19 protein-coding genes are annotated in these 18,954 nt (G+C 73.5%); 11 read left to right on the forward strand and 8 right to left on the reverse strand.

The window, feature by feature from the left end; all coding sequences use genetic code 11:
• Positions 1-68: 68 nt before the first annotated feature.
• Positions 69-1,076, reverse strand: a complete 1,008-nt coding sequence (locus tag JT721_RS05055; protein ID WP_205471834.1) for a CARDB domain-containing protein — start codon at positions 1,074-1,076, stop codon at positions 69-71.
• A gap of 91 nt (positions 1,077-1,167) precedes the next feature.
• Between JT721_RS05055 and JT721_RS05060 the strand changes: the two genes are divergently transcribed.
• Entirely contained in the window at positions 1,168-1,830 is a 663-nt protein-coding gene (locus tag JT721_RS05060) for a class E sortase (protein WP_307827893.1), read from the forward strand.
• A 406-nt stretch (positions 1,831-2,236) separates the two neighbouring features.
• On the opposite strand, the gene JT721_RS05065 is transcribed toward JT721_RS05060, so the two are convergent.
• Positions 2,237-2,587, reverse strand: a complete 351-nt coding sequence (locus JT721_RS05065; RefSeq protein WP_205471835.1) for an MmcQ/YjbR family DNA-binding protein — start codon at positions 2,585-2,587, stop codon at positions 2,237-2,239.
• 62 nt (positions 2,588-2,649) lie between these two features.
• Between JT721_RS05065 and JT721_RS05070 the strand changes: the two genes are divergently transcribed.
• Positions 2,650-4,305 carry an acyl-CoA synthetase gene (locus JT721_RS05070; RefSeq protein WP_205471836.1) on the forward strand — a complete coding sequence of 552 codons (1,656 nt, stop codon included), beginning with the start codon at positions 2,650-2,652 and terminating at the stop codon, positions 4,303-4,305.
• 61 nt (positions 4,306-4,366) lie between these two features.
• The gene (locus tag JT721_RS05075; protein ID WP_205471837.1) at positions 4,367-4,738 is read left to right on the forward strand and encodes a hypothetical protein; all 372 of its coding nucleotides are present in this window, start codon (positions 4,367-4,369) and stop codon (positions 4,736-4,738) included.
• Positions 4,739-4,762: 24 nt separating this feature from the next.
• On the opposite strand, the gene JT721_RS05080 is transcribed toward JT721_RS05075, so the two are convergent.
• Positions 4,763-5,368, reverse strand: a complete 606-nt coding sequence (locus JT721_RS05080; protein ID WP_205471838.1) for a TetR/AcrR family transcriptional regulator — start codon at positions 5,366-5,368, stop codon at positions 4,763-4,765.
• 57 nt (positions 5,369-5,425) lie between these two features.
• Here JT721_RS05080 and JT721_RS05085 point away from each other — a divergent pair, with 57 nt between their 5' ends.
• The 8 genes from JT721_RS05085 to JT721_RS05120 all read left to right on the forward strand — a co-directional run bounded on the left by JT721_RS05085 (position 5,426) and on the right by JT721_RS05120 (position 14,350).
• Positions 5,426-6,751: a cytochrome P450 gene (locus JT721_RS05085; RefSeq protein ID WP_205471839.1), complete on the forward strand. Its 1,326-nt coding sequence runs from the start codon at positions 5,426-5,428 to the stop codon at positions 6,749-6,751.
• Between the two features lie 33 nt (positions 6,752-6,784).
• A complete protein-coding gene (locus JT721_RS05090; protein WP_205471840.1) occupies positions 6,785-7,621 on the forward strand; it encodes an SDR family oxidoreductase in 837 nt (278 codons plus the stop codon).
• A gap of 473 nt (positions 7,622-8,094) precedes the next feature.
• Positions 8,095-9,249, forward strand: a complete 1,155-nt coding sequence (locus JT721_RS05095; RefSeq protein ID WP_307827894.1) for a DUF222 domain-containing protein — start codon at positions 8,095-8,097, stop codon at positions 9,247-9,249.
• Between the two features lie 259 nt (positions 9,250-9,508).
• Positions 9,509-9,868, forward strand: coding sequence for a YciI family protein (locus JT721_RS05100; RefSeq protein ID WP_205471841.1), 360 nt, complete (start codon positions 9,509-9,511; stop codon positions 9,866-9,868).
• A gap of 14 nt (positions 9,869-9,882) precedes the next feature.
• Positions 9,883-11,085, forward strand: a complete 1,203-nt coding sequence (locus JT721_RS05105; protein WP_205471871.1) for an RNA polymerase sigma factor — start codon at positions 9,883-9,885, stop codon at positions 11,083-11,085.
• Positions 11,086-11,114: 29 nt separating this feature from the next.
• Positions 11,115-13,034 (forward strand): M3 family metallopeptidase, encoded by a 1,920-nt coding sequence (locus JT721_RS05110; RefSeq protein ID WP_205471842.1) that lies wholly within the window; start codon positions 11,115-11,117, stop codon positions 13,032-13,034.
• Positions 13,035-13,244: 210 nt separating this feature from the next.
• Positions 13,245-13,937 (forward strand): PadR family transcriptional regulator, encoded by a 693-nt coding sequence (locus JT721_RS05115; RefSeq protein ID WP_205471843.1) that lies wholly within the window; start codon positions 13,245-13,247, stop codon positions 13,935-13,937.
• Positions 13,934-14,350, forward strand: a complete 417-nt coding sequence (locus JT721_RS05120; RefSeq protein ID WP_205471844.1) for a DUF1707 domain-containing protein — start codon at positions 13,934-13,936, stop codon at positions 14,348-14,350. Before JT721_RS05115 ends, JT721_RS05120 begins: the two co-directional genes overlap by 4 nt.
• Positions 14,351-14,353: 3 nt before the next feature.
• Here the strand turns inward: JT721_RS05120 and JT721_RS05125 are convergent, their stop codons facing one another.
• From JT721_RS05125 to JT721_RS05145, 5 genes are all read right to left on the reverse strand, one after another.
• On the reverse strand, positions 14,354-14,968 hold the full coding sequence (locus JT721_RS05125) for a response regulator transcription factor (RefSeq protein WP_307827895.1): 615 nt from the start codon (positions 14,966-14,968) through the stop codon (positions 14,354-14,356).
• On the reverse strand, positions 14,965-16,113 hold the full coding sequence (locus tag JT721_RS05130; protein ID WP_205471845.1) for a sensor histidine kinase: 1,149 nt from the start codon (positions 16,111-16,113) through the stop codon (positions 14,965-14,967). The genes JT721_RS05125 and JT721_RS05130 overlap by 4 nt, the downstream gene beginning before the upstream one ends.
• Before the next feature lie 13 nt (positions 16,114-16,126).
• Positions 16,127-16,927 (reverse strand): ABC transporter permease, encoded by an 801-nt coding sequence (locus JT721_RS05135; protein WP_205471846.1) that lies wholly within the window; start codon positions 16,925-16,927, stop codon positions 16,127-16,129.
• Entirely contained in the window at positions 16,924-17,862 is a 939-nt protein-coding gene (locus JT721_RS05140) for an ABC transporter ATP-binding protein (RefSeq protein WP_205471847.1), read from the reverse strand. Before JT721_RS05140 ends, JT721_RS05135 begins: the two co-directional genes overlap by 4 nt.
• Positions 17,863-17,935: 73 nt before the next feature.
• Complete coding sequence (locus tag JT721_RS05145; RefSeq protein ID WP_205471848.1) at positions 17,936-18,706, reverse strand: hypothetical protein; 771 nt, start codon at positions 18,704-18,706, stop codon at positions 17,936-17,938.
• Positions 18,707-18,954: the final 248 nt, after the last annotated feature.

The following is an 18,954-nucleotide window of genomic DNA, read 5'->3' on the forward strand; positions in this document are numbered from 1 at the left end:
AGGACATCGTGGTCCGTGCGAGCGGCGACCTGCCAGCCGGGGTCCGGCTGGCGTCGTTCATGCGTGCGTCACCGGCGAGCCAGGGTGAGCTGACCGTCGATCTTCTCGTAGTCCGAGGCGGTGCCCATGTCGGCCTCCCACTTGGTCACCTTGAACCTGTTGGTGCCCGGGACCTGGGTGAGCTCCATCGAGACGACCTCGGTCCCGTTGCCGGTGGTGGTCGTCTGGCCGGGCGAGCAGGAGTCGTCGCCGGTGCGGGTGGTGACCAGCGTGTAGCCGTGGCGCAGCCACACCGAGAGCCGGATCCGGTTCAGGCTGGTGTGGGTGAACCAGCCGTAGATGTCGTCCTTGAACGTGTCGCCCGTGTACTTCAGGGTGCCGCCGCCGGTCTCCTCGCGGTCCCAGAAGGTCTGGCAGTCGTTCGGGCCCCACGGGCCGTCGTTGTCGTTCTCGGTGCCGGTGTAGGTGTAGGTGCTGTTGTGGGAGGTGAAGACCTCGTTGAGCGGGTCGGCTCCGCCGATGCTCATCTTGATGGTGGCGGTCGCCGTCCGGTCCCAGACCTTGTTGCCGCCGGTCTCGGCACCCTTGTCGGTGAAGGTGAGGGTGCCGGTCAGGTCGGCCTTGTAGGTGGAGGCCCCGGCGACCTTGGTGTTGGTGGCCTTGCAGGTCTTGGCACTCGGCTTGCCCACGCACGCGAGCACGCTCATCGACGACGCAGCACGCATCGCCGCGACCGTCGTACGGACCGTGACCTTGGCCTTCTTGCCCTTCTTGAGGGCCTTGACCTTGGCCGAGCCGGGCAGCGCCTTGTCGTTGCCGGCCTTCTTGTCGGCGGAGAGGTAGAGCTTGACCTTGGTGGGCTTGGAGGTCGCCTTGCCCTTGTTGGCGACGGTGACCTTGACGGTCAGCTTCTGACCGGGCTTGACGGTGCCGGGGGACGCGGTGGCCGACGTGATCGTCAGCTTGGCCGCCTTCTTGGCGGGCGCGGCGTCGGCGCCGCCGTGGAGGGCGGGAACGGCGAGCACCGCGGTCAGGCCCACGAGCAGGGCGGCGCGGAAGGGAGATCGGGAGTTCATGTCCCGAGGCTCCGTGCCGGCGTGTCCCGATCACCAGTGGCGGATGACCCGGATCGCCCGGGACGTTCCGCGCCCGTGCGATGGTGGGCGGGTGAGGGCGAGCGGGCGGCGGGGTCGGCTGCTCGTCGTGGCTGGCGTCGCGCTGCTGGTCGCCGGGCTCGGCCTGGGCGGCTGGCTGGGCTGGCAGCTGTGGGGCACCACCTGGGTCGCCGAGCGCCGGCACGCCGACCTGACCGCCGAGCTGGAGCGCGGCTGGGGTGACGGCCGCGACGCCGTCGAGACCGAGCACGGGACGGCGACCGCGGTGCTGCGGGTGCCGCGGTTCGGCGCCGACTTCGCGGTGCCGGTGCTGGAGGGCGACTCCGACGAGGTGCTCGCCTCCGGGGTCGGCCACCTGTCCGGAACCGCCGCCGCCGGGCAGCCGGGCAACTACGTCGTCGCCGGCCACCGGGTCACCCACGGCGAGCCGTTCGCCCGGCTCCGCGACCTGCGCGCGGGCGACGAGGTGCACGTCGCGACCCGGGAGGCGACCTGGGTCTACCGGCTCGACACCGACGGCGGCGCCCTGGTGGTGCCGTTCACCGCCGACTGGGTGCTCGCCCCCCGCCCCACCCACCCCGACGGCGGCGTCCAACCCCCCGCCGACGCCCCCGACCAGCTGATCACCCTCGTCACCTGCTCGGAGATCTTCCACACCGACGACCGCGACGTCGTCTTCGGCCACCTCGTTGACCGCCTGCCCTCCGCCGGTTGAGGAAGGACGAAGTCCTGTCTCGAAACCCGGTGAGACGAGAGCCCTCCCACCGGAAGTCGTTCGGCCGGCGGGGGTTTCGAGACAGTCGCTAGCGCGACTTCCTCAACCACCGGTGGGTCCGCTGGTTGAGGAAGGACGAAGTCCTGTCTCGAAACCCGGTGAGACGAGAGCCCTCCGGTGGGGACGGTCTGCGATCGGGTGCAGGGGTTTCAAGGCTCGCTCCGCTCGCACCTCAACCAGCGCGGGTAGCGCTGGTCGAGCAGCGAGCGCCAGCGAGCGTCGTCGAGACCCGGTGAGACGACGGCCCTCCCGTTCCCACCGGAGGGCGTTCGGGTGCGGGGGTCTCGACGGGCGCTCCTCGCTAGCGCTCGTCGCTGCTCGACCACCGGCGACACGCGCGCGCGGGTCAGGTGGGGAGCCGGTCGGCGCGGGCAGCGACGAGGGGTGCGGGGGCGGAGAGGCGCCAGGCCTCGAAGGCGAGCTCGGCCAGCTCGTCGCGCTCGACGCCGTCGAGGCGTACGACGACCCAGCCAAAGCCGGCCGAGGTGAACTGGACCTCGAAGACGTCCGGTCGCTCGGCCACGAGGGCGAGCTGCTCGGCGATGGTCTGCTTGAGGCCGACGGTGCGGGTGGCGGGCCACAGGTAGGCGAAGGTGCGGTCGGCGACGGTGAACTTCCACCACCGGTCGCGGTCGGTGCGGGCGACCTCGGGGAGCTGCTCGACGAGGGCGAGGAAGTCGTCGATCGCGCAGCCCACGCCACCATTCTCGCGCGCCGGGCCCGTTGCCGCCGTACTGGAACAGGTTCTAGTTTGATCGGGTGACCAACACCCCGGCGTCCTTCAACCTCTCCACGGTCCTCGCCACGGTCGCGGGGGCGGTGCCCGACCAGGAGGTGCTGGTCTGGCGCGACCGGCGGCTGACCTACCGGCAGCTCGACGAGCGCATCGACGGCCTGGCGCACTTCCTCGTCGGGCAGGGGCTGGGCTGCCACACCGAGCGCGACCGGCTGGCCGGGCACGAGTCGGGGCAGGACCACGTCGGTCTCTACCTGCGCAACGGCAACGAGTACCTCGAAGCGATGGTCGCCGGCTTCCGGGCCCGCTGCGCGCCGTACAACGTCAACTACCGCTACGTCGAGGAGGAGCTCCGCTACCTGCTGGCCGACGCCGGCACCACCGCGCTGGTCTACCACGCCGAGTTCGCGCCCCAGGTCGCCGCGGTGCGCGACCGGCTGCCGGGGCTGCGGGTGCTGGTGCAGGTCGCCGACGACTCCGGCAACGCCCTGCTCGACGGCGCCGTCGACTACGAGGCGGCGGTCGCGACCCCGCCCGGCCCGGACGGGCTGCCGGAGGTCAGCGGCGACGACCTGTTCGTGCTCTACACCGGCGGCACCACCGGCATGCCGAAGGGCGTGCTGTGGCGGCAGGACGACATCTTCGTCACCTCGATGGGCGGCACGCCGTTCGGCACCACCGAGCCCTTCGAGTCCTACGACGCCATCGCCGCCGCGGCGGTCGCCGCGGGCGGGGGCATGTCGATCCTGATGTCGCTGCCGTTCATGCACGGCGCCGCGCAGTGGTCGACGTTCCACATCATCACCGGCGGCGGGCGGATCGTGCTGCCGCCCGACGTGCGCTCGTTCGTGCCGGCGCAGGTGCTCGAGACCGTGGTGGCCGAGGGCTGCGTCAGCCTGCCGGTGGTGGGCGACGCCATGGCGCGACCGCTGGTCGAGGAGCTCGAGCGCGGCGACTACGACCTCTCCGGGCTGGCGGCGATCAACAACGGCAGCGCGCCGCTGACCCCCGCGGTGCGCGACCGGCTGCTGGAGGCGCTGCCGCACCTGATCGTGATGGACGCCGCCGGCTCCTCGGAGACCGGGTTGCAGATGAGCTCGATGTCGCTGAAGGGGATGGCGAGCGAGGCGGCGACGTTCTCCCCGGTGCCGACGACCACCGTGGTCGACGACCTGCTCACCCGGGTGCTCGAGCCGGGGGAGGGACAGGGCTGGCTGGCGCAGCGCGGACGGGTGCCGCTGGGCTACCTCGGCGACGCGGAGAAGACCGCGCGCACCTTCCCGGTGATCGACGGCGAGCGGTTCTCGGTGCCCGGCGACCGGGCCCGGCTGCTCGACGACGGGCGGATCGAGCTGCTCGGCCGCGACGGTGTGACGATCAACTCCGGTGGCGAGAAGATCTTCGTCGAGGAGGTCGAGCGAGCCCTGGCCCACCACCCCTCGATCAAGGACGTCGTCGTGGTGGGGCGACCCTCGGAGCGCTGGGGGAGCGAGGCGGTGGCGATCGTGCACGTCGCGGACGACGTGGCCGACGAGGACCTGCTGGCCGAGTGCTCGCGCCACGTGGCGCGCTACAAGGTGCCCAAGGCGGTGGTGCGGGTGCCGAACGTCGAGCGGTCGCCCAGCGGCAAGGCCGACTACCGCTGGGCGCGCGACACGGCGGTGGCCGCCGCGCCCTGAGCCCGGGCGGGTGTGCCCGGCCGGGCCCCGGTTACCGGTGCGGCGAGCAAGGAGGTGGCACGTGGAGGCGATTCCCTTCGTCCTGCTGCTCGTCGTGGTGGTCGTCGCCGGCGGCTACGCCCTGCTGTGGGTGGCGGGCCGGGCAGCGAGGCGCACCGAGGCGTTCACCGACGAGGCGCACGCCCGGCCGGAGGCGGTGCTGCGGTGGGAGGTGCCCCCGGGGCAGGACCCGGCGACCGTCGTCGCGGCGCTCAGCCGCCACGGCTTCGAGGCGACGGCCGACACCCGTGACGACCACTACCAGGTGCTGGTGGTCTGCCCCCAGGGCCGTGACGCCGTGCGCGAGCAGGTGCGCACCGTGATCGCCGGCGCCGACCTCAACCTCGAGGGCGACCCGGCGCCGAGCGCCGTGCGGTTCGCCGACGAGCACTGAGCCGCCGCGCGATCAGCGCGGGCCTCAGCGTGGTCCGGCGTACGACGACGCGGCGGCCTCGACCAGGTCGTCCGGTGTGGCGGTGAGCGCGCCGTCGAGCCAGGCGGTGACCAGCTCGGCCATCCCGCCCACGAACATCAGCCCGGCCAGCTCGGTGGCGCGGACGTCGTCGGGGCCGAACAGCTCGGCGGCCTCCTCGGCGGCGAGGTGGGCGAAGCGGCGCAGCAGCGCGGTGCGACGGGCGCGCAGCGCGGGCATCGAGCCGGCCTCGATGATCGCCACGCGGCCCTTCCTGGGGTCGGCGGCGATGAGCTCGACGAAGGCCCGGATGGTGGCGCGCACCCGGGCCGCGGGGTCGGGGCCGGCGGTCTCGCCCGCGGCGGTGCCGACCCGCTCGATCTCGTCGGCGATCGACTCCATCACCGCGCCGAGCGCCTCGTCGAGGTTGGCGAAGGACTCGTAGAAGTAGCGCTCGGTCAGCCCCGCCTCCGCGCAGATCCGGGTCATCGTCGGGCGCGCCGACGCCGGGTCGGCCCAGACCGCGAGGGTGGCCTCGAGCAGCCGGGCGCGGCGTTCGGCAGCCCGGTCGGCGGCGCTCACCCCGCGGTAGGTCCCCGACTGCACGGCCACCGGGTCACCCTCTCACAGAAGGTTGACAGACCATCCTGTCTGAATGATGCTGGGCGGGTGGCCCACGACCTTCCCGCGGTGCGCGCCGACGACCGGGGCTGGCCCTTCTTCGGCCGGTTCTTCGACTACTCGCGCGACCCCGTCGCCCTGTTCCGGCGGCAGTGGGACCACTACGGCCCGGTCGCCCCGATCCGGATGCTGGGAGAGGAGCGGGTGATGCTGCTCGGCGCCGACGCCTGCCAGGCCGGCTTCACCAACAAGGACAAGGCGCTGGTCAGCGGGCCGGCGTGGGGCGACCTCGTGGGGCCGTTCTTCCATCGTGGGCTGATGCTGCTCGACGGCGACGAGCACCACCGGCACCGCCGGATCATGCAGCAGGCCTTCACCCGCGACCGCATCGAGGGCTACGTCGGTGCCGTGCACCGCGCCACCCTCGCCGGCCTGTCCGACTGGGGGAGCGAGGACGGCTTCCGGTCGTACTGGCGGCTCAAGCAGCTCACCCTCGACGTCGCCGCCGAGGTGTTCATGGGCGGCGCCGAGCTGACCAGCCGGGCCGAGATGGACCGGGTCAACGAGGCGTTCATCGCCTGCGTGCAGGCCGCCGGCGGGATCGTGCGCGCCGACGTGCCGCTGACCCGGTGGGGCCGGGCCTACCGCGGTCGGCGCGTGCTCGAGGGCTTCCTGCGCGAGTACCTTCCCTCGCGGCGCGCGGCCCGGACCCCGGACCTGTTCTCCCAGCTGTGCCACGTCGTCAGCGACGACGGCGAGACCTTCAGCGACGACGACGTCGTCAACCACATGGTCTTCCTGATGATGGCCGCCCACGACACCTCGACCACCACGCTGTCGACGATGCTCCAGCACCTCGGCCAGCACCCCGACTGGCAGGAGCGGTGCCGGGCCGAGTCGGAGGCACTGGGCGAGGAGCCCGACCTCGCGGGTCTGGAGTCGCTCACCTCGCTCGACCTGGTGATGCGCGAGTGCCTGCGGCTGCGGGCGCCGGTGCCGGTCGTCGTACGCCGCACGGTCAAGGAGACCTCCGTGCTCGACGTGCGGATCCCGGCCGAGACGTCGGTGGTGCTGACACCCCAGTTCTCCCACCTGATGGAGGAGTACTGGACCGACCCCCTCCGCTTCGACCCGGAGCGGTTCGCGCCCGGCCGCGCCGAGGACCGCAACCACCGCTACGCCTGGTCGCCGTTCGGCGGCGGCGTGCACAAGTGCCTCGGCATGTTCTTCGCCGGCGCCGAGGTGAAGGCGGTCATGCACCAGCTGCTGCGCCACCACTCCTGGCACGTCGACCCCGACTACGTCGCCCCGATGAACAACCACTCCCTGCCCTTCCCCAGCGACGGCCAGCCGGTCGACCTGGTCCGCCGCTGAGCGGCACCGCGAGAGAAACCCCGAGAGGACGACATGTCCCGCGACACCTCAGCCATGTCCGTCGTGATCACCGGCGGCGCCCGCGGCATCGGCCGCGCCACCGTCGAGCGGCTGGCCCGTCAGGGCGCCCGGGTCGCGATCGGCGACCTCGACGTCGACCTGGCGCGCGAGGTCGCGGCGCCGTACGGCGAGCGCGTGGCGGCCGCGCCCCTCGACGTCACGTCAGCCGACTCGTGGCGCGACTTCCTCGCCGCGGTGTCCGGCCTCGGCCCGTTCGACGTACTGGTCAACAACGCCGGGATCATGCCGCTCGGTCCGGTGCTCGAGGAGCCGGACGGCGTGACCCGCGCGATCCTCGACGTCAACGTGCTGGGGGTCGTCCTCGGCACCAAGGCCGTCGTTCCCGGCATGGTCGAGCGCGGGCGGGGCCACGTCGTCAACGTCGCCTCCGCCGTCGGCCGGGTCGCGCTCGCCGGCGGGGCGACGTACAGCGCCTCGAAGTTCGCGGCCGTCGGGTTCAGCGAGGCCACCCGCCACGAGCTCGCCCCGCACGGCGTCGACGTCACCGTCGTGCTGCCCACCGTCGTCCGCACCGAGCTCGCCGCCGGCGTCCCCGCCGCACGGGGCATCAAGGCGGTCACCGCCGACGACGTCGCCACCGTCATCGAGCACGCCCTGCGCAGCGACCGCCCGCCCGCCGAGCTCTGGGTGCCCCGCTGGGCCCAGGGTCTCGCCCGTGGCGCCTCCGTCCTCCCCCGCCGCCTCCACAACCGCGCCAGCCGCCTGCTGGGCGCCGACACGGTGATGTCCGCCGCCGACCCCGCCGCCCGCGCGGCGTACGAGGAGCGGGTGCGGCGGAGCGTTGGCTGAGGCTCCGCTGGTTGAGGAAGACGACGTCCTTCACTCGTTGCCCGGTGGGACGACAGGCCTCCGCGCCCACCGGAGGCGGCTCAGGTTTCGCCGAGCCGTCGTTAGTTAACGCCGGGTCGGCGCAAGCCGGCGACAACAAGCGCCGGGTCGGCGATACCTGCGCCCGCATCCGTAGGGGACGGAGGGCGTTCGGCCGGCGGGGGGTTTCGAGAATGTCGCCAGCGCGACTTCCCCAAGCAGCGGTGGGCACGGGTGGCGCTGGTTGAGGTGCGAGGAGCGCTAGCGACGAGCCTCGAAACCCAGCGCTCGAGAACCTAGGTAACGATCGGGTCACAACCCGCAATCCCGTTGTGGACAACGCGAAAACAGACCAGGGACTGTCGGTGGTCGGTGCTTGAGTAGGGCACGTGACAAGCCCGCACACCACCCGCTACCGGCACCGTGTCACGCGTGCCGTCGGTGAGGCGCGTGGTGTGCTCGACGAGGTCGGTCAGCTCCCGCTGTGGTCGATGGATGCCGCCGAGACTGGTCACGCCCTGACCGAGGTCGTGCACCTGGAGTCCCAGCTCGCAGCCCTGAAGCTGCGGCTGGCCCACCACGCCAAGCAGCAGCACGTCGAAGCCGCGAGTGGCGCCACCAGCACCGCAGTCTGGCTCGCGGTCGCCACCCACGCGACCCGCCGGGACGCGTCGCGAACGATGCGGCTGGCCGAGCAGCTCGACACCATGCCGATCGTGGCGCGGGCCCTGGCCCGCGGCGAGCTGCTGCTGGAGCAGGCCGAGGTCATCGCCCGCGCGATCGACAAGCTCCCCGACGACGTGGACGCCGCGGTCCGCGAGCAGGCGCAGGTCGAGCTCGTCGAGCTGGCCCAGCAGCACGACGCCAAGGACCTGATCGTCCTCGGCAACCGCATCCTCGACATCGTCTGCCCGGAGATCGGCGAAGCAGCAGAAGCCAAGGCACTGGCTCGCGAGGAGCGAGAAGCCGAGAAGGCGTGCAAGCTCACCATGCTCGACGACGGCGAGGGCCGGACCCACGGCCGGTTCGTCATCCCGACCCTGCACGCCGAAGCGCTCAAGAAGGCCTTGTTCGCCCACGCCGCGCTGACCCACGACAAGGTCACCTCGCAGACGCTGGGCAAGGCGTTCTGCGACTACATCCTGCGCTACCCCGCCGACCGGCTTCCGCACCGCGGCGGCGTCAACGCGACCGTTGTGGTGACGATCCCGCTCGCTGGCCTGGAAGGCCGCCTCGCCGCGTGCGAGCTCGACACCGGCACCCGGATCAGCCCCGGCGCCGCACGGCGCCTCGCCTGCGAGGCCGGACTCATCCCCGTCGTGCTCGACGGGCAGTCGCAGGTCCTCGACCTCGGCCGCACCCGACGACTGTTCACCACCCCGCAGCGCATCGCTCTCGGTATCCAGCAGAAGACCTGCCGGTCCGAGGGTTGCGACCGCCCGGCCTCCACCTGCGAGGCCCACCACCGGACCCGCTGGACCGACGGCGGCAGGACCGACCTCAAGGACGGCGTCCTGCTGTGCCCCTCCCACCACCAACGAGCGCACGACCCGACGTATAGGACGACCTACCTGCCGACCGGGAGGGTCCAGTTCCACCGACGGAACTGATCGCTGGTCGAGGAAGTTGCGCCAGCAACTGTCTCAAAACCCCGGAAGACGACAACCCTCCCGTCCCCACCGGAGGGCGCTCGTCTCACCGGGTCTCGAGACAGGACTTCGTCCTTCCTCGACCAGCGCTACCCGCCACCGGTGGCCCCGCGGAAAAAAGTTCGCAAAGGTGTCGCCCGGGGTGTCGTATCGGGCGACACCCGTTCGTGGAGAGGGTGAGAGGCGGCACCGGGCCGCCCCACACCAGGAGGAAACAGCGATGACCCAGTACATGATCTCCGTCTGGCACGACCCCGCCGACGAGGAGCGGATGGAGGCGATGACGCCCGAGCAGATGCAGCAGGTCTTCGAGGACGTCGACGCGTTCAACGCCAAGCTGACCGAGGCCGGCAAGTGGGTCTTCGGCGGCGGGCTGGAGACCAAGGAGTCGACCACCTGCGTCGACGCGCGCGGTGGCGACGCCGTGGTGACCGACGGGCCGTACTCGGAGGCCAAGGAGTACCTCGGCGGCTTCTGGGTGCTCGAGCTCGCCGACATGGACGAGGCCCTGCGGGTCGCGGCCGAGGCGTCGAAGGCCTGCGCGGGCAAGGTCGAGGTCCGCCCGTTCCAGGCGGAGTGACCGGTCCGTCTCGGATGGAGGCGATCGAGCGGGTCTACCGCGAGGAGTTCGGCCGGGTGGTGGCCTCGCTGGTGAAGCGCTTCGGTGACATCGACGTCGCCGAGGACGCCGCCGGCGAGGCCCTCCTGGTCGCCCTCGAGAAGTGGCCGGTCGACGGCGTACCCCCCAACCCGGGGGCGTGGCTCACCACAACGGCCGCCAACAAGGCCATCGACCGGATCCGCCGGGAGTCCCACCGCGACGACAAGCACCGGGCTGCCGTGATGGTCAGCGACCCCACACCCCACGAGCCCACCGGCGTCGTCGAGGACGACCGGCTCCGGCTCATCTTCACCTGCTGCCACCCCGCCCTCGCGCCCGAGGCGCGGGTGGCCCTGACGCTCCGCCTGCTCGGCGGCCTGACGGTCGCCGAGATCGCGGCGGCGTTCCTCGTGCCCGAGACCACCATGGCCCAGCGGATCACCCGGGCGAAGGCCAAGATCAAGGGCGCAAACATCCCGTTCCGGGTGCCGGACGCCGACGACCTCACCGGTCGGCTGGGGCCGGTGCTGGCGGTGCTCTACCTGGTCTTCAACGAGGGCTACCTGTCCAGCTCCGGCGACGAGCCCGTCCGCGAGGAGCTCACCGGCGAGGCGATCCGGCTGGCGCGGATCGTGCACGCGCTGCTGCCCGACGAGCCGGAGGTCACCGGGCTGCTGGCGCTGATGCTGCTCGTCGAGGCCCGCCGGGAGGCACGGGTCGCGGGCGGCGAGCTGGTCACCCTGGGCGAGCAGGACCGCGGTGCTTGGGACCGCGCGCTGATCGCCGAGGGGCACGCGCTGGTGCGCGAGTGCCTGGCCCGCAACCGGCCCGGCCACTACCAGCTGATGGCGGCGATCAACGCGGTCCACACCGACGCCCCGTCGACGGCCGACACCGACTGGTCGCAGATCGTCACCCTCTACGACCACCTGCTCGCCGTCGCCCCCAGCTCGTTCGTCCGACTCAACCGGGCCGTCGCGGTCGCCGAGCTCGACGGCCCCGAGGTGGCACTCGCCGAGGTCGACCGCCTCGACATGACGACCTACCACGCCTGGCACGCCACCCGCGCCGACCTGCTCCGCCGGCTCGGCCGCAGCGCCGACTCGCGGGCGGCGTACGACGCCGCGATCGCCGCGACCGACAACTCCGCCGAGATCGCCTACCTCACCCGGCGGCGCGACCAGCTGGCCGGCTGACGCCACGGGGGCGGCCTAGCCTTGGCCGGGTGACCCGACCTCCGCTCGCCCTGCCCGCCCCCGACCAGGCCCGCGCCTGGATCGAGCACCGCACCGCCGAAGGGCTCGCGGCCGCCCGCGGGCTGGTCGCCGAGCTGCGCGACGGGCCGACCCGGCCGACGCTGGAGGCGCTGCGGCTGTGGGACGACGTGTCGCTTGAGCTGGGGAACGTGGCGTCGGTGGCCGCGGTGGTCGCCAACACCCACCCGCTCGAGGAGGCGCGGACGGCGGGGGAGGCGGCCGAGGTCGAGGTCGACCGGTTCGTCACCGAGCTGCGCCAGGACCGGGCGCTCTACGACGTGCTGGCGGCGCTCGACCCCGAGGGGCTCGACCCGGTGGCGGCCCGCCTGCTCGACAAGACCCTGCTCGACTTCCGGCGGGCCGGCGTCGACCTCGACGACGCGACCCGCACCCGGCTGGGCGAGATCAACGCGCGGCTCACCGAGCTGGGCCAGGAGTTCGGGCGGCGGATCCGCGACGACGTGCGCACCGTGCAGGTCGAGCCCGCGCGGCTGGCCGGCATGCCGCAGGACTGGCTCGACGACCACCCCGCCGACGCCGACGGGCTGGTGACGATCACGACCGACTACCCCGACGCCGTGCCGGCGCGCACCTTCGTGCACGACGCCGAGGTGCGGAGGCTGGTGACCGAGGCGTTCCTGCAGCGCGGCTGGCCCGAGAACGGCCCGGTGCTCGACGAGCTCTTCGCGCTGCGCCACGAGCTGGCGACGCTGGTCGGCTACGCCGACTGGCCGTCGTACGACGCCGAGGTGAAGATGATCGGCTCGGGCGAGGCGATCCCGGCGTTCATCGACAGGATCGCCGAGGCAGCCGAGGAGCCGATGCGCCGCGACCTCGAGATCCTGCTCGAGCGCTTCCGCCGCGACGTGCCCGACGCGACCGCGATCACCAGCGCCGACGCGTCGTACTACGAGGAGCTGGTGCGGCAGGAGCGCCACGACGTCGACGCGCAGCGGGTGCGCACGTACTTCGACTTCACCAAGGTGCGGCAGGGCCTGCTCGACGTGACGGGGCGGCTGTTCGGGCTGCGCTACGACGCCGTCCCCGACGCGCCGGTGTGGCACGAGGAGGTGACGGCCTACGACGTCGTCCGCCTCGACGACGGCGCCGGGCTCGGCCGGATCTACCTCGACCTGCACCCGCGCGAGGGCAAGTACAAGCACGCCGCCCAGTTCACGATCACCGACGGCGTGGCCGGCCGGCAGCTGCCCGAGGGCGTGCTCGTCTGCAACTTCAGCCGCGGCCTGATGGAGCACGACCACGTCGTCACGCTGTTCCACGAGTTCGGTCACCTGGTGCACCACGTGGTGGCGGGGCACGGCGACTGGGCGCGGTTCTCGGGCGTCGCGACCGAGTGGGACTTCGTCGAGGCGCCCAGCCAGATGCTGGAGGAGTGGGCCTGGGACGCCGACGTGCTCAGCACCTTCGCCACCGACGCCGCCGGCGAGCCGATCCCGGCCGACCTGGTGGCGCGGATGCGCGCGGCCGACGACTTCGGCAAGGGCTACCTGGCCCGGCAGCAGATGTTCTACGCCGCGATGTCGTACTGGTTCCACGCCGAGCGCCCGGCCGACCTGACCGCCCGGATGGTCGAGCTGCAGGAGCGCTACGCGCCGTTCCGCTGGATCGAGGGCACCCACATGTTCGCCAGCTTCGGCCACCTGTCCGGCTACTCCTCGGCCTACTACACCTACATGTGGTCGCTGGTGATCGCCAAGGACCTCCACAGCGCCTTCGACCCCGACGCGCCGTTCGCCCCCGAGGTGGCGCTGCGCTACCGCGACACCGTGCTCGCCGCGGGCGGCACCCGCGACGCTGCCGACCTGGTGCGCGACTTCCTCGGCCGCGACTACACCTTTGACGCGTACGCCGGGTGGCTGGCGCGGTAGCGGGGCGGGGTGGGGGTTTCCCCGGGGCACCGGGGAAACCGCCACTTCTCAGCCAGAACTCCGGCCGAGAAGTCGAGGCTCTGGCCGACCAGTCCCGGCCGACGAACCCGGCCCCTTGCCTCGGCGACACACTCGGCGTACGATTGCGATATATCGCGATAGGGTGACGACACGTCGCCGGACGCGGTACCGCATCCGAAGGAGGTCCCCATGGGACACGGGTTCAACCGACAGTGGGCCGGCTCCGGCGAGGCCCCCAAGTTCATGCACGGCGGCGGCCGGGGCCGGCGGGGCGGGCCCTGGGCCCACCTCGGCCACCAGGGCCCCCCGCCGTGGGTCGCCGGTCTGTTCGGCCTCGACGAGCCCGGCCAGCGCCGTGGCCCGCGGGCCCGGCGCGGCGACGTCCGGGCCGCGATCCTCGACGTGGTCGCCACCGCGGCGCGCGCCGAGGAGGAGGTCAACGGCTACCAGGTGATCCAGCAGATCACCGACCGCAGCGCCGGGGCCTGGCGCCCCAGCCCCGGCTCGGTCTACCCCACCGTCCAGCAGCTCCAGGACGAGGGGCTGCTCGAGGTCGACGACGAGCGCGGCCGCCGGAGCCTGCGGCTCACCTCCGCAGGCCAGGACTACGTCGCCGCCAACGCCGACGAGCTCGCCGCGGTCTGGGCGCCGTTCGAGCGCCGCGAGCGCGAGGCCGCCGAGGCGCCGTACGGCGACCTCAAGCCCGAGATCGGGCAGGTGATGAGCGCCGTGTGGCAGATCGTGACCTCCGGCTCGGAGTCGCAGAAGCGAGCGGCGGTGGGGGTGCTCGTCGACACCCGGCGCCGCCTCTACGGCATCCTCGCCGACGGCGACGAGGCCGCCGACGAGGCCACCGACGAGACCGCCGAGGGGGAGTCGTGAGCCCCGACCAGCTCCGCCTCGGCGACGCCGAGCGCGACCGCGCGGCCACCGAGCTGGCCGACCACTACGCCGCCGGCCGGCTCACGGCCGAGGAGCACTCCGAGCGGCTCGACCGGATCTGGGCGGCCCGCACCCGCGGCGACCTGGCCCCGGTCTTCCGCGACCTGCCCGCCCCCGACGGACGCCGACCGAGCGGCCGCGGGCCGGGCGACTACTGGCGCACCGGCCTCCGCCCGTTCCACCACGGCCTGCCCGGCCCGCTGCTCGCGGTGATCGGCGTGCTCGTCCTGCTCTCCGTGCTGACCCACCTGCCGCTGGTGCTGCTCGCGGTCGGCGCCTGGGCGTTCGTCGCCGTGCGCCGCGGCGGCGGACCCGGCCACCGTGGCCACGGCGCGATCCACGGCCGCTGGTAGTCCTCAGATCCAGCCCATCCGCCGCGCGATAGCGCACGCGTCGTGGCGGTTGGCGGCACCGAGCTTGGTGACGGCGCTGGAGAGGTAGTTGCGCACCGTGCCCGGCGACAGCGACGCCCGCTGGGCGATCTCGTCGACGGGCGCACCGTCGGCGGCGAGCTCGAGCACGTCCGCCTCGCGCGGCGTGAGCGGGCTGTCGCCGGCGGCGATCGCCTCGGCCGCGAGCTCGGGGTCGACGTGCCGGCCGCCGGCGTGCACGGTGCGCACCACCGCGGCGAGCGTGGCCGACGACGTGGTCTTCGGCAGGAAGCCGCGCACGCCGGCGGTCAGCGCCCGCTTCAGGTGACCGGGGCGGCCGTGGCTGGTCACGATCACGCAGCCGCACGACGGCAGCACGTCGGCGAGCCGCTCGGCCACCGCGATGCCGTCGAGGCCGGGCATCTGCAGGTCGAGCACGGCGACGTCCACCCCGCCGTGCCCCGCCGCGGCCACGGCCTCGTCGCCGGTCGCGGCCTGCGCCACCACCTCGAGGTCCTCCTCGAGGTCGAGCATCTGCGCGAGCGCGACCCGGATCAGGTGCTCGTCGTCGGCGAGCAGCACCCGGATCGGCCCCGTCACGTCGCGTCCCGGGGGCCGGTGCCGGGCAGCGTCGCGGTCACGGCGTACGACGCCGCGTCGCCCCCGGCGGAGAGAGAGGCGCCCAGCGGCGCCAACCGTTCGCGCAGCCCGGTGAGGCCGGCGCCGTCACCGGTGCGGGTGCGGGTGGGCCGGTCGTTGCCGACCGTGAGCTCCGGGGCGCGCCACCGGATCGTCACCTCCGCGGCGTCGGAGTGGCGCAGCACGTTGGTGACCCCCTCGCGCACCACCCAGCCCGCCGCCTCGTGCCAGGCCGCCGGCAGGTCCTCGACGTCGAGCACCACCCGGATGCCGGCCGAGCGGAGCAGCGAGCGCGCCCCCTCGAGCTCCTGGGCGAGGTCGGTGGCGCGGTAGCCACGGGCCAGCTCGCGTGCCTCGCGGAGCGCCTCGTGGGCCACGCCGCGCACCTCGAGCATCCGCTCGGCGGCCCCGTCGTCGCCGCGCCCGGCGAGGGTCGCGGCGAGCTCGGCCTGCACGGCGATCGTCGAGAGCCGGCGGCCCAGCACGTCGTGGACGTCGCGGGAGAACCGGAGCCGCTCCTCGGCCACCGCCAGCGCCGACTGCGCGCCGCGGGCCCGGTCGAGCTCGGTCACGACGCCCAGCAGCCACAGCGAGGCCCGCACCGTAAACAGGAAGAACAGTCCGGTCAGGAACCCGTAGGCGACCGTCCACGCCATCCCGGTGCCCCACCACGGCGCGAAGGTCAGGAGCGCCATCACCCCCGCCGTGGCCCGCGGGTCGCGCAGCCCACCGAGCGCCCACGCCGTGCTGCCCCACACGCCGGTGGTGGCCGCCGCGTGCAGGTCGTCCGGGACCAGCGCGGCGACCGCCAACCCCGTCGCGACCAAGACGAGGAACGGCCCAAGCGGGCGCCACGGCAACGGCCCGAGGGCGGGGTAGAGGTCGATGACCCGGCGCAGCACGAAGGTGCCCGACGCCGCGACCGCCGTGGTGGAGGCGACCACGGCCACGAACCAGCCGTCGAACCGCTCGGCCGCGCTGGCCTGGAGGACGACGAACCCGACGGTCAGCCACAGCAGGATGTACAGCGACTGGCGGGTGTAGAGGTCGACCCGCTCGACCTGGCTGCGGCGCGACCAGCCGGCGAGCAGCGAGCGGCGCGTCATGGCGCCCACCCTCTCAGGCGCGCGGTTCCCAGCGCAGCGAGCGCCGGGCCAGCCAGAGCGCCAGACCGGCCCAGGCGACCAGCACCGCCAGCGGCGGCAGCGCCGCGGCCCAGGTGCCGGCCAGCCCCGTGGTGCCGCCGTCGGGGTGCTCGCCGTACCACGTCAGCCGCACCAGCATGTCGACCGCGGCACCCGGGGTCAGGTCGACCAGGCGCGCCACGGCGTCCGGGAACGGCGCCGAGCGCATCGACCCCAGCGCGGCGAGGAGGATCACCGGCATGCTGGTCAGCTGGGCCGCCTCGGCGTTACGGGTCCAGGCCGCCGTCCACACCGCCAGCGTCGCGAACAGCCCGCAGGCCGCCAGCACGCCGACGACGTGGAGCAGCGGGTTGACCGGCAGGGGCTGGCCGAGGGCCGCGCCGACCGCGACCGCCAGCACGCTCACGACCAGCGCGACCGCGCAGCCGGGCAGGGCGATCGCCAGCAGCTGCTCGGAGTCGCGGGTCTCGCCGGTGCGCAGCCGCTTGAGGACCAGCTCGTCGCGCCGGGTCACCACGAGCGACAGCACGTTGTAGTAGACCGGGAAGATCAGCGCGAAGAGCACCACAGTCGTCGCGGCCTGCGCTCCGGCCGCCTCGTCGCCCCGTGGAGCGGAGAGCAGGAACAGCAGCGGTGCCAGCGGCAGCACCACTCCGTAGAACAGCGTGAGCCGGTTGCGGGTCATTAGCAGGGCGTTCACCCGGGCCAGGGCGAGCGTGCGACCCAGGGGCGTGGTGGTCGGCGTGGTCGTGGGGGGTGTGGTCGTGGTCGTCATCGCAGTGCCTCCGTCCGGTCGTCGGCGATCGCCAGGAAGACCGACTCCAGCGACGGTGTGCTGGCACTGAGCCCGTCGAGCCGCACGCCGTGGCGGTCGGCCCAGCCGAGCAGCTGCGTCAGGAGCGGCTGGAGCTCCTCGGTCTCGATGGTGGTGCGGCCCCGCTCCTCCACGACCCGCACCACGTCGAGGCGCGGGCCGAACGCCGGCAGCGACCCCGCGGGCGTGCGGAACGAGACCGTCGAGGGATGCCCGGCCACGATCTCCGCGGTCGTCCCCGACCGCACGATCCGGCCCTCGTGGAGGATCTCGAGGCGGTCGGCCAGCGCCTCGGCCTCGTCGAGGTAGTGGGTGGTGAGCAGCACGGTCGCGCCGCGGTCGCGCAGGCCGCGGACCAACCGCCACACGTCGCGCCGGCTCTCGGGGTCGAGGCCCGTGGTGGGTTCGTCGAGCAGCACCACCTCGGGGGTGCCGAGCAGCGTGCAGGCCAGGTCGAGCCGTCGCCGTTCGCCCCCGGAGAGGCTCGAGACCCGCACGCCGGCGCGGCCCGCGAGGTCGAGCAGGTCGAGCGCGTCCTCGGCCGGCCGGGCCCCGCTGACCAGGCCGGTCCACAGCCGTACGGTCTCGAGCACGGTGAGGTCGCCCGAGAACCCGGAGTGCTGGAGCAGCACGCCGGTGCGGCGGCGCACCCCGTCGCGGTCGGCCACCGGGTCGAGGCCCAGCACGCGCACCGACCCGGCGTCCGGCCGGGCCAGCCCCTCGATCACCTCGAGCGTGGAGGTCTTGCCAGCGCCGTTGGTGCCGAGGAGTGCGGTGACGGTGCCGGTCTCGACGGTGAGGTCGACGCCGCGCACCGCCTCGAACGCCTCGGCGCCCGCGCCGTAGCTGCGCCGGAGCCCGCTCACCCGGATGGCTGGAGTCGCTGTGTCGGTCATGCCTCCACCGTGCCGCCCGCGCGCGACCCGCGGCAGTGCGCGACCTCACCGGACTCCCGTGACGTTTGTCAGGTCAGGCGTCGAGGAGCTCGTCGAGCCACGCGAAGCAGCGGGTCGCCAGCTCCTCGAGCGAGGCCGGGGCGTGCCCGGGCACGAGCGACTCGACCCGGTCGGCCACCTCGGCCGGCAGGTCGGTGCGCAGGTAGCGCAGCCCGTAGTCGTGGCGCCACGGGCAGTGGTGCACCCGCAGCAGCCGGACCACCGGTGCCAGCGCGAACCGCAGGTAGAGGTCGAGCCCCTCGGCGACGTGCCCGCGCCGCAAAGCGCGGTTGACCAGCCACTCGCCGGTGACCCGCCGCTGCCGCACCTGGTCGACCGCCGCCTCGATGTCGCGCGCCATCGCAGCGGGGTCGTCGGGCTCGAGCTCGAGCAGCCCCTCGGGGTCGTGGACGACGACCGGCGTCCCGTGCCGCCGGGTGTCGATGCGCCGGTGGTGGTCGGCGAGGTCGCTGACGTGGAGGTCGACCAGCCGGGTCGGCTCGGCCAGCAGCCCGGGCCGCTCGTGCAGGCTCAGGAAGCACTGCCGCCCGTCGGGCCAGGTCGCGACCGGCACCTCCCACACGTCGGTCACGTCGAAGCTGTGCCGCGCCCGGGCCAGCAGCCTCCCGTAGACCTCGGTCGCGGCGCCCGGCGTGCACAGCACCTCGACGTCGAGGTCGGACCACTCGTCCCATCCCCCCGTCGCCGCCGACCCGCCGATCCACGCGACCCGGATCATCGGGTCCTCGCCGGCCAGCCGGCCCAGCCAGGCCAGCCAGTCGTCGTACCTCGCCAGGTCGCTCACCCCGCCATCGTCCCCGATCCCGCCGACCCCCGCCGACCGGTCGGCGCCGGCCTGTGGACGGCGCACCGCTGGTCGAGGCGCGAAGGCCGCCGGCCCTGAGCCTCGGGACCGGTGAGCCGGAGCCCTCCGGGAGGGACGGTCGGCGTGCGGGTGCGCGGGTCTCGCGGCTCACTTCGCTCGCACCTCGACCAGCGCCGGCGTGCGGTGGTCGAGGTGCGAAGGCCGCCAGGCCTGAGCCTCGAGACCCG

Source organism: Nocardioides sp. SYSU D00038 (assembly GCF_016924665.1).
Taxonomy (GTDB): domain Bacteria; phylum Actinomycetota; class Actinomycetes; order Propionibacteriales; family Nocardioidaceae; genus Nocardioides.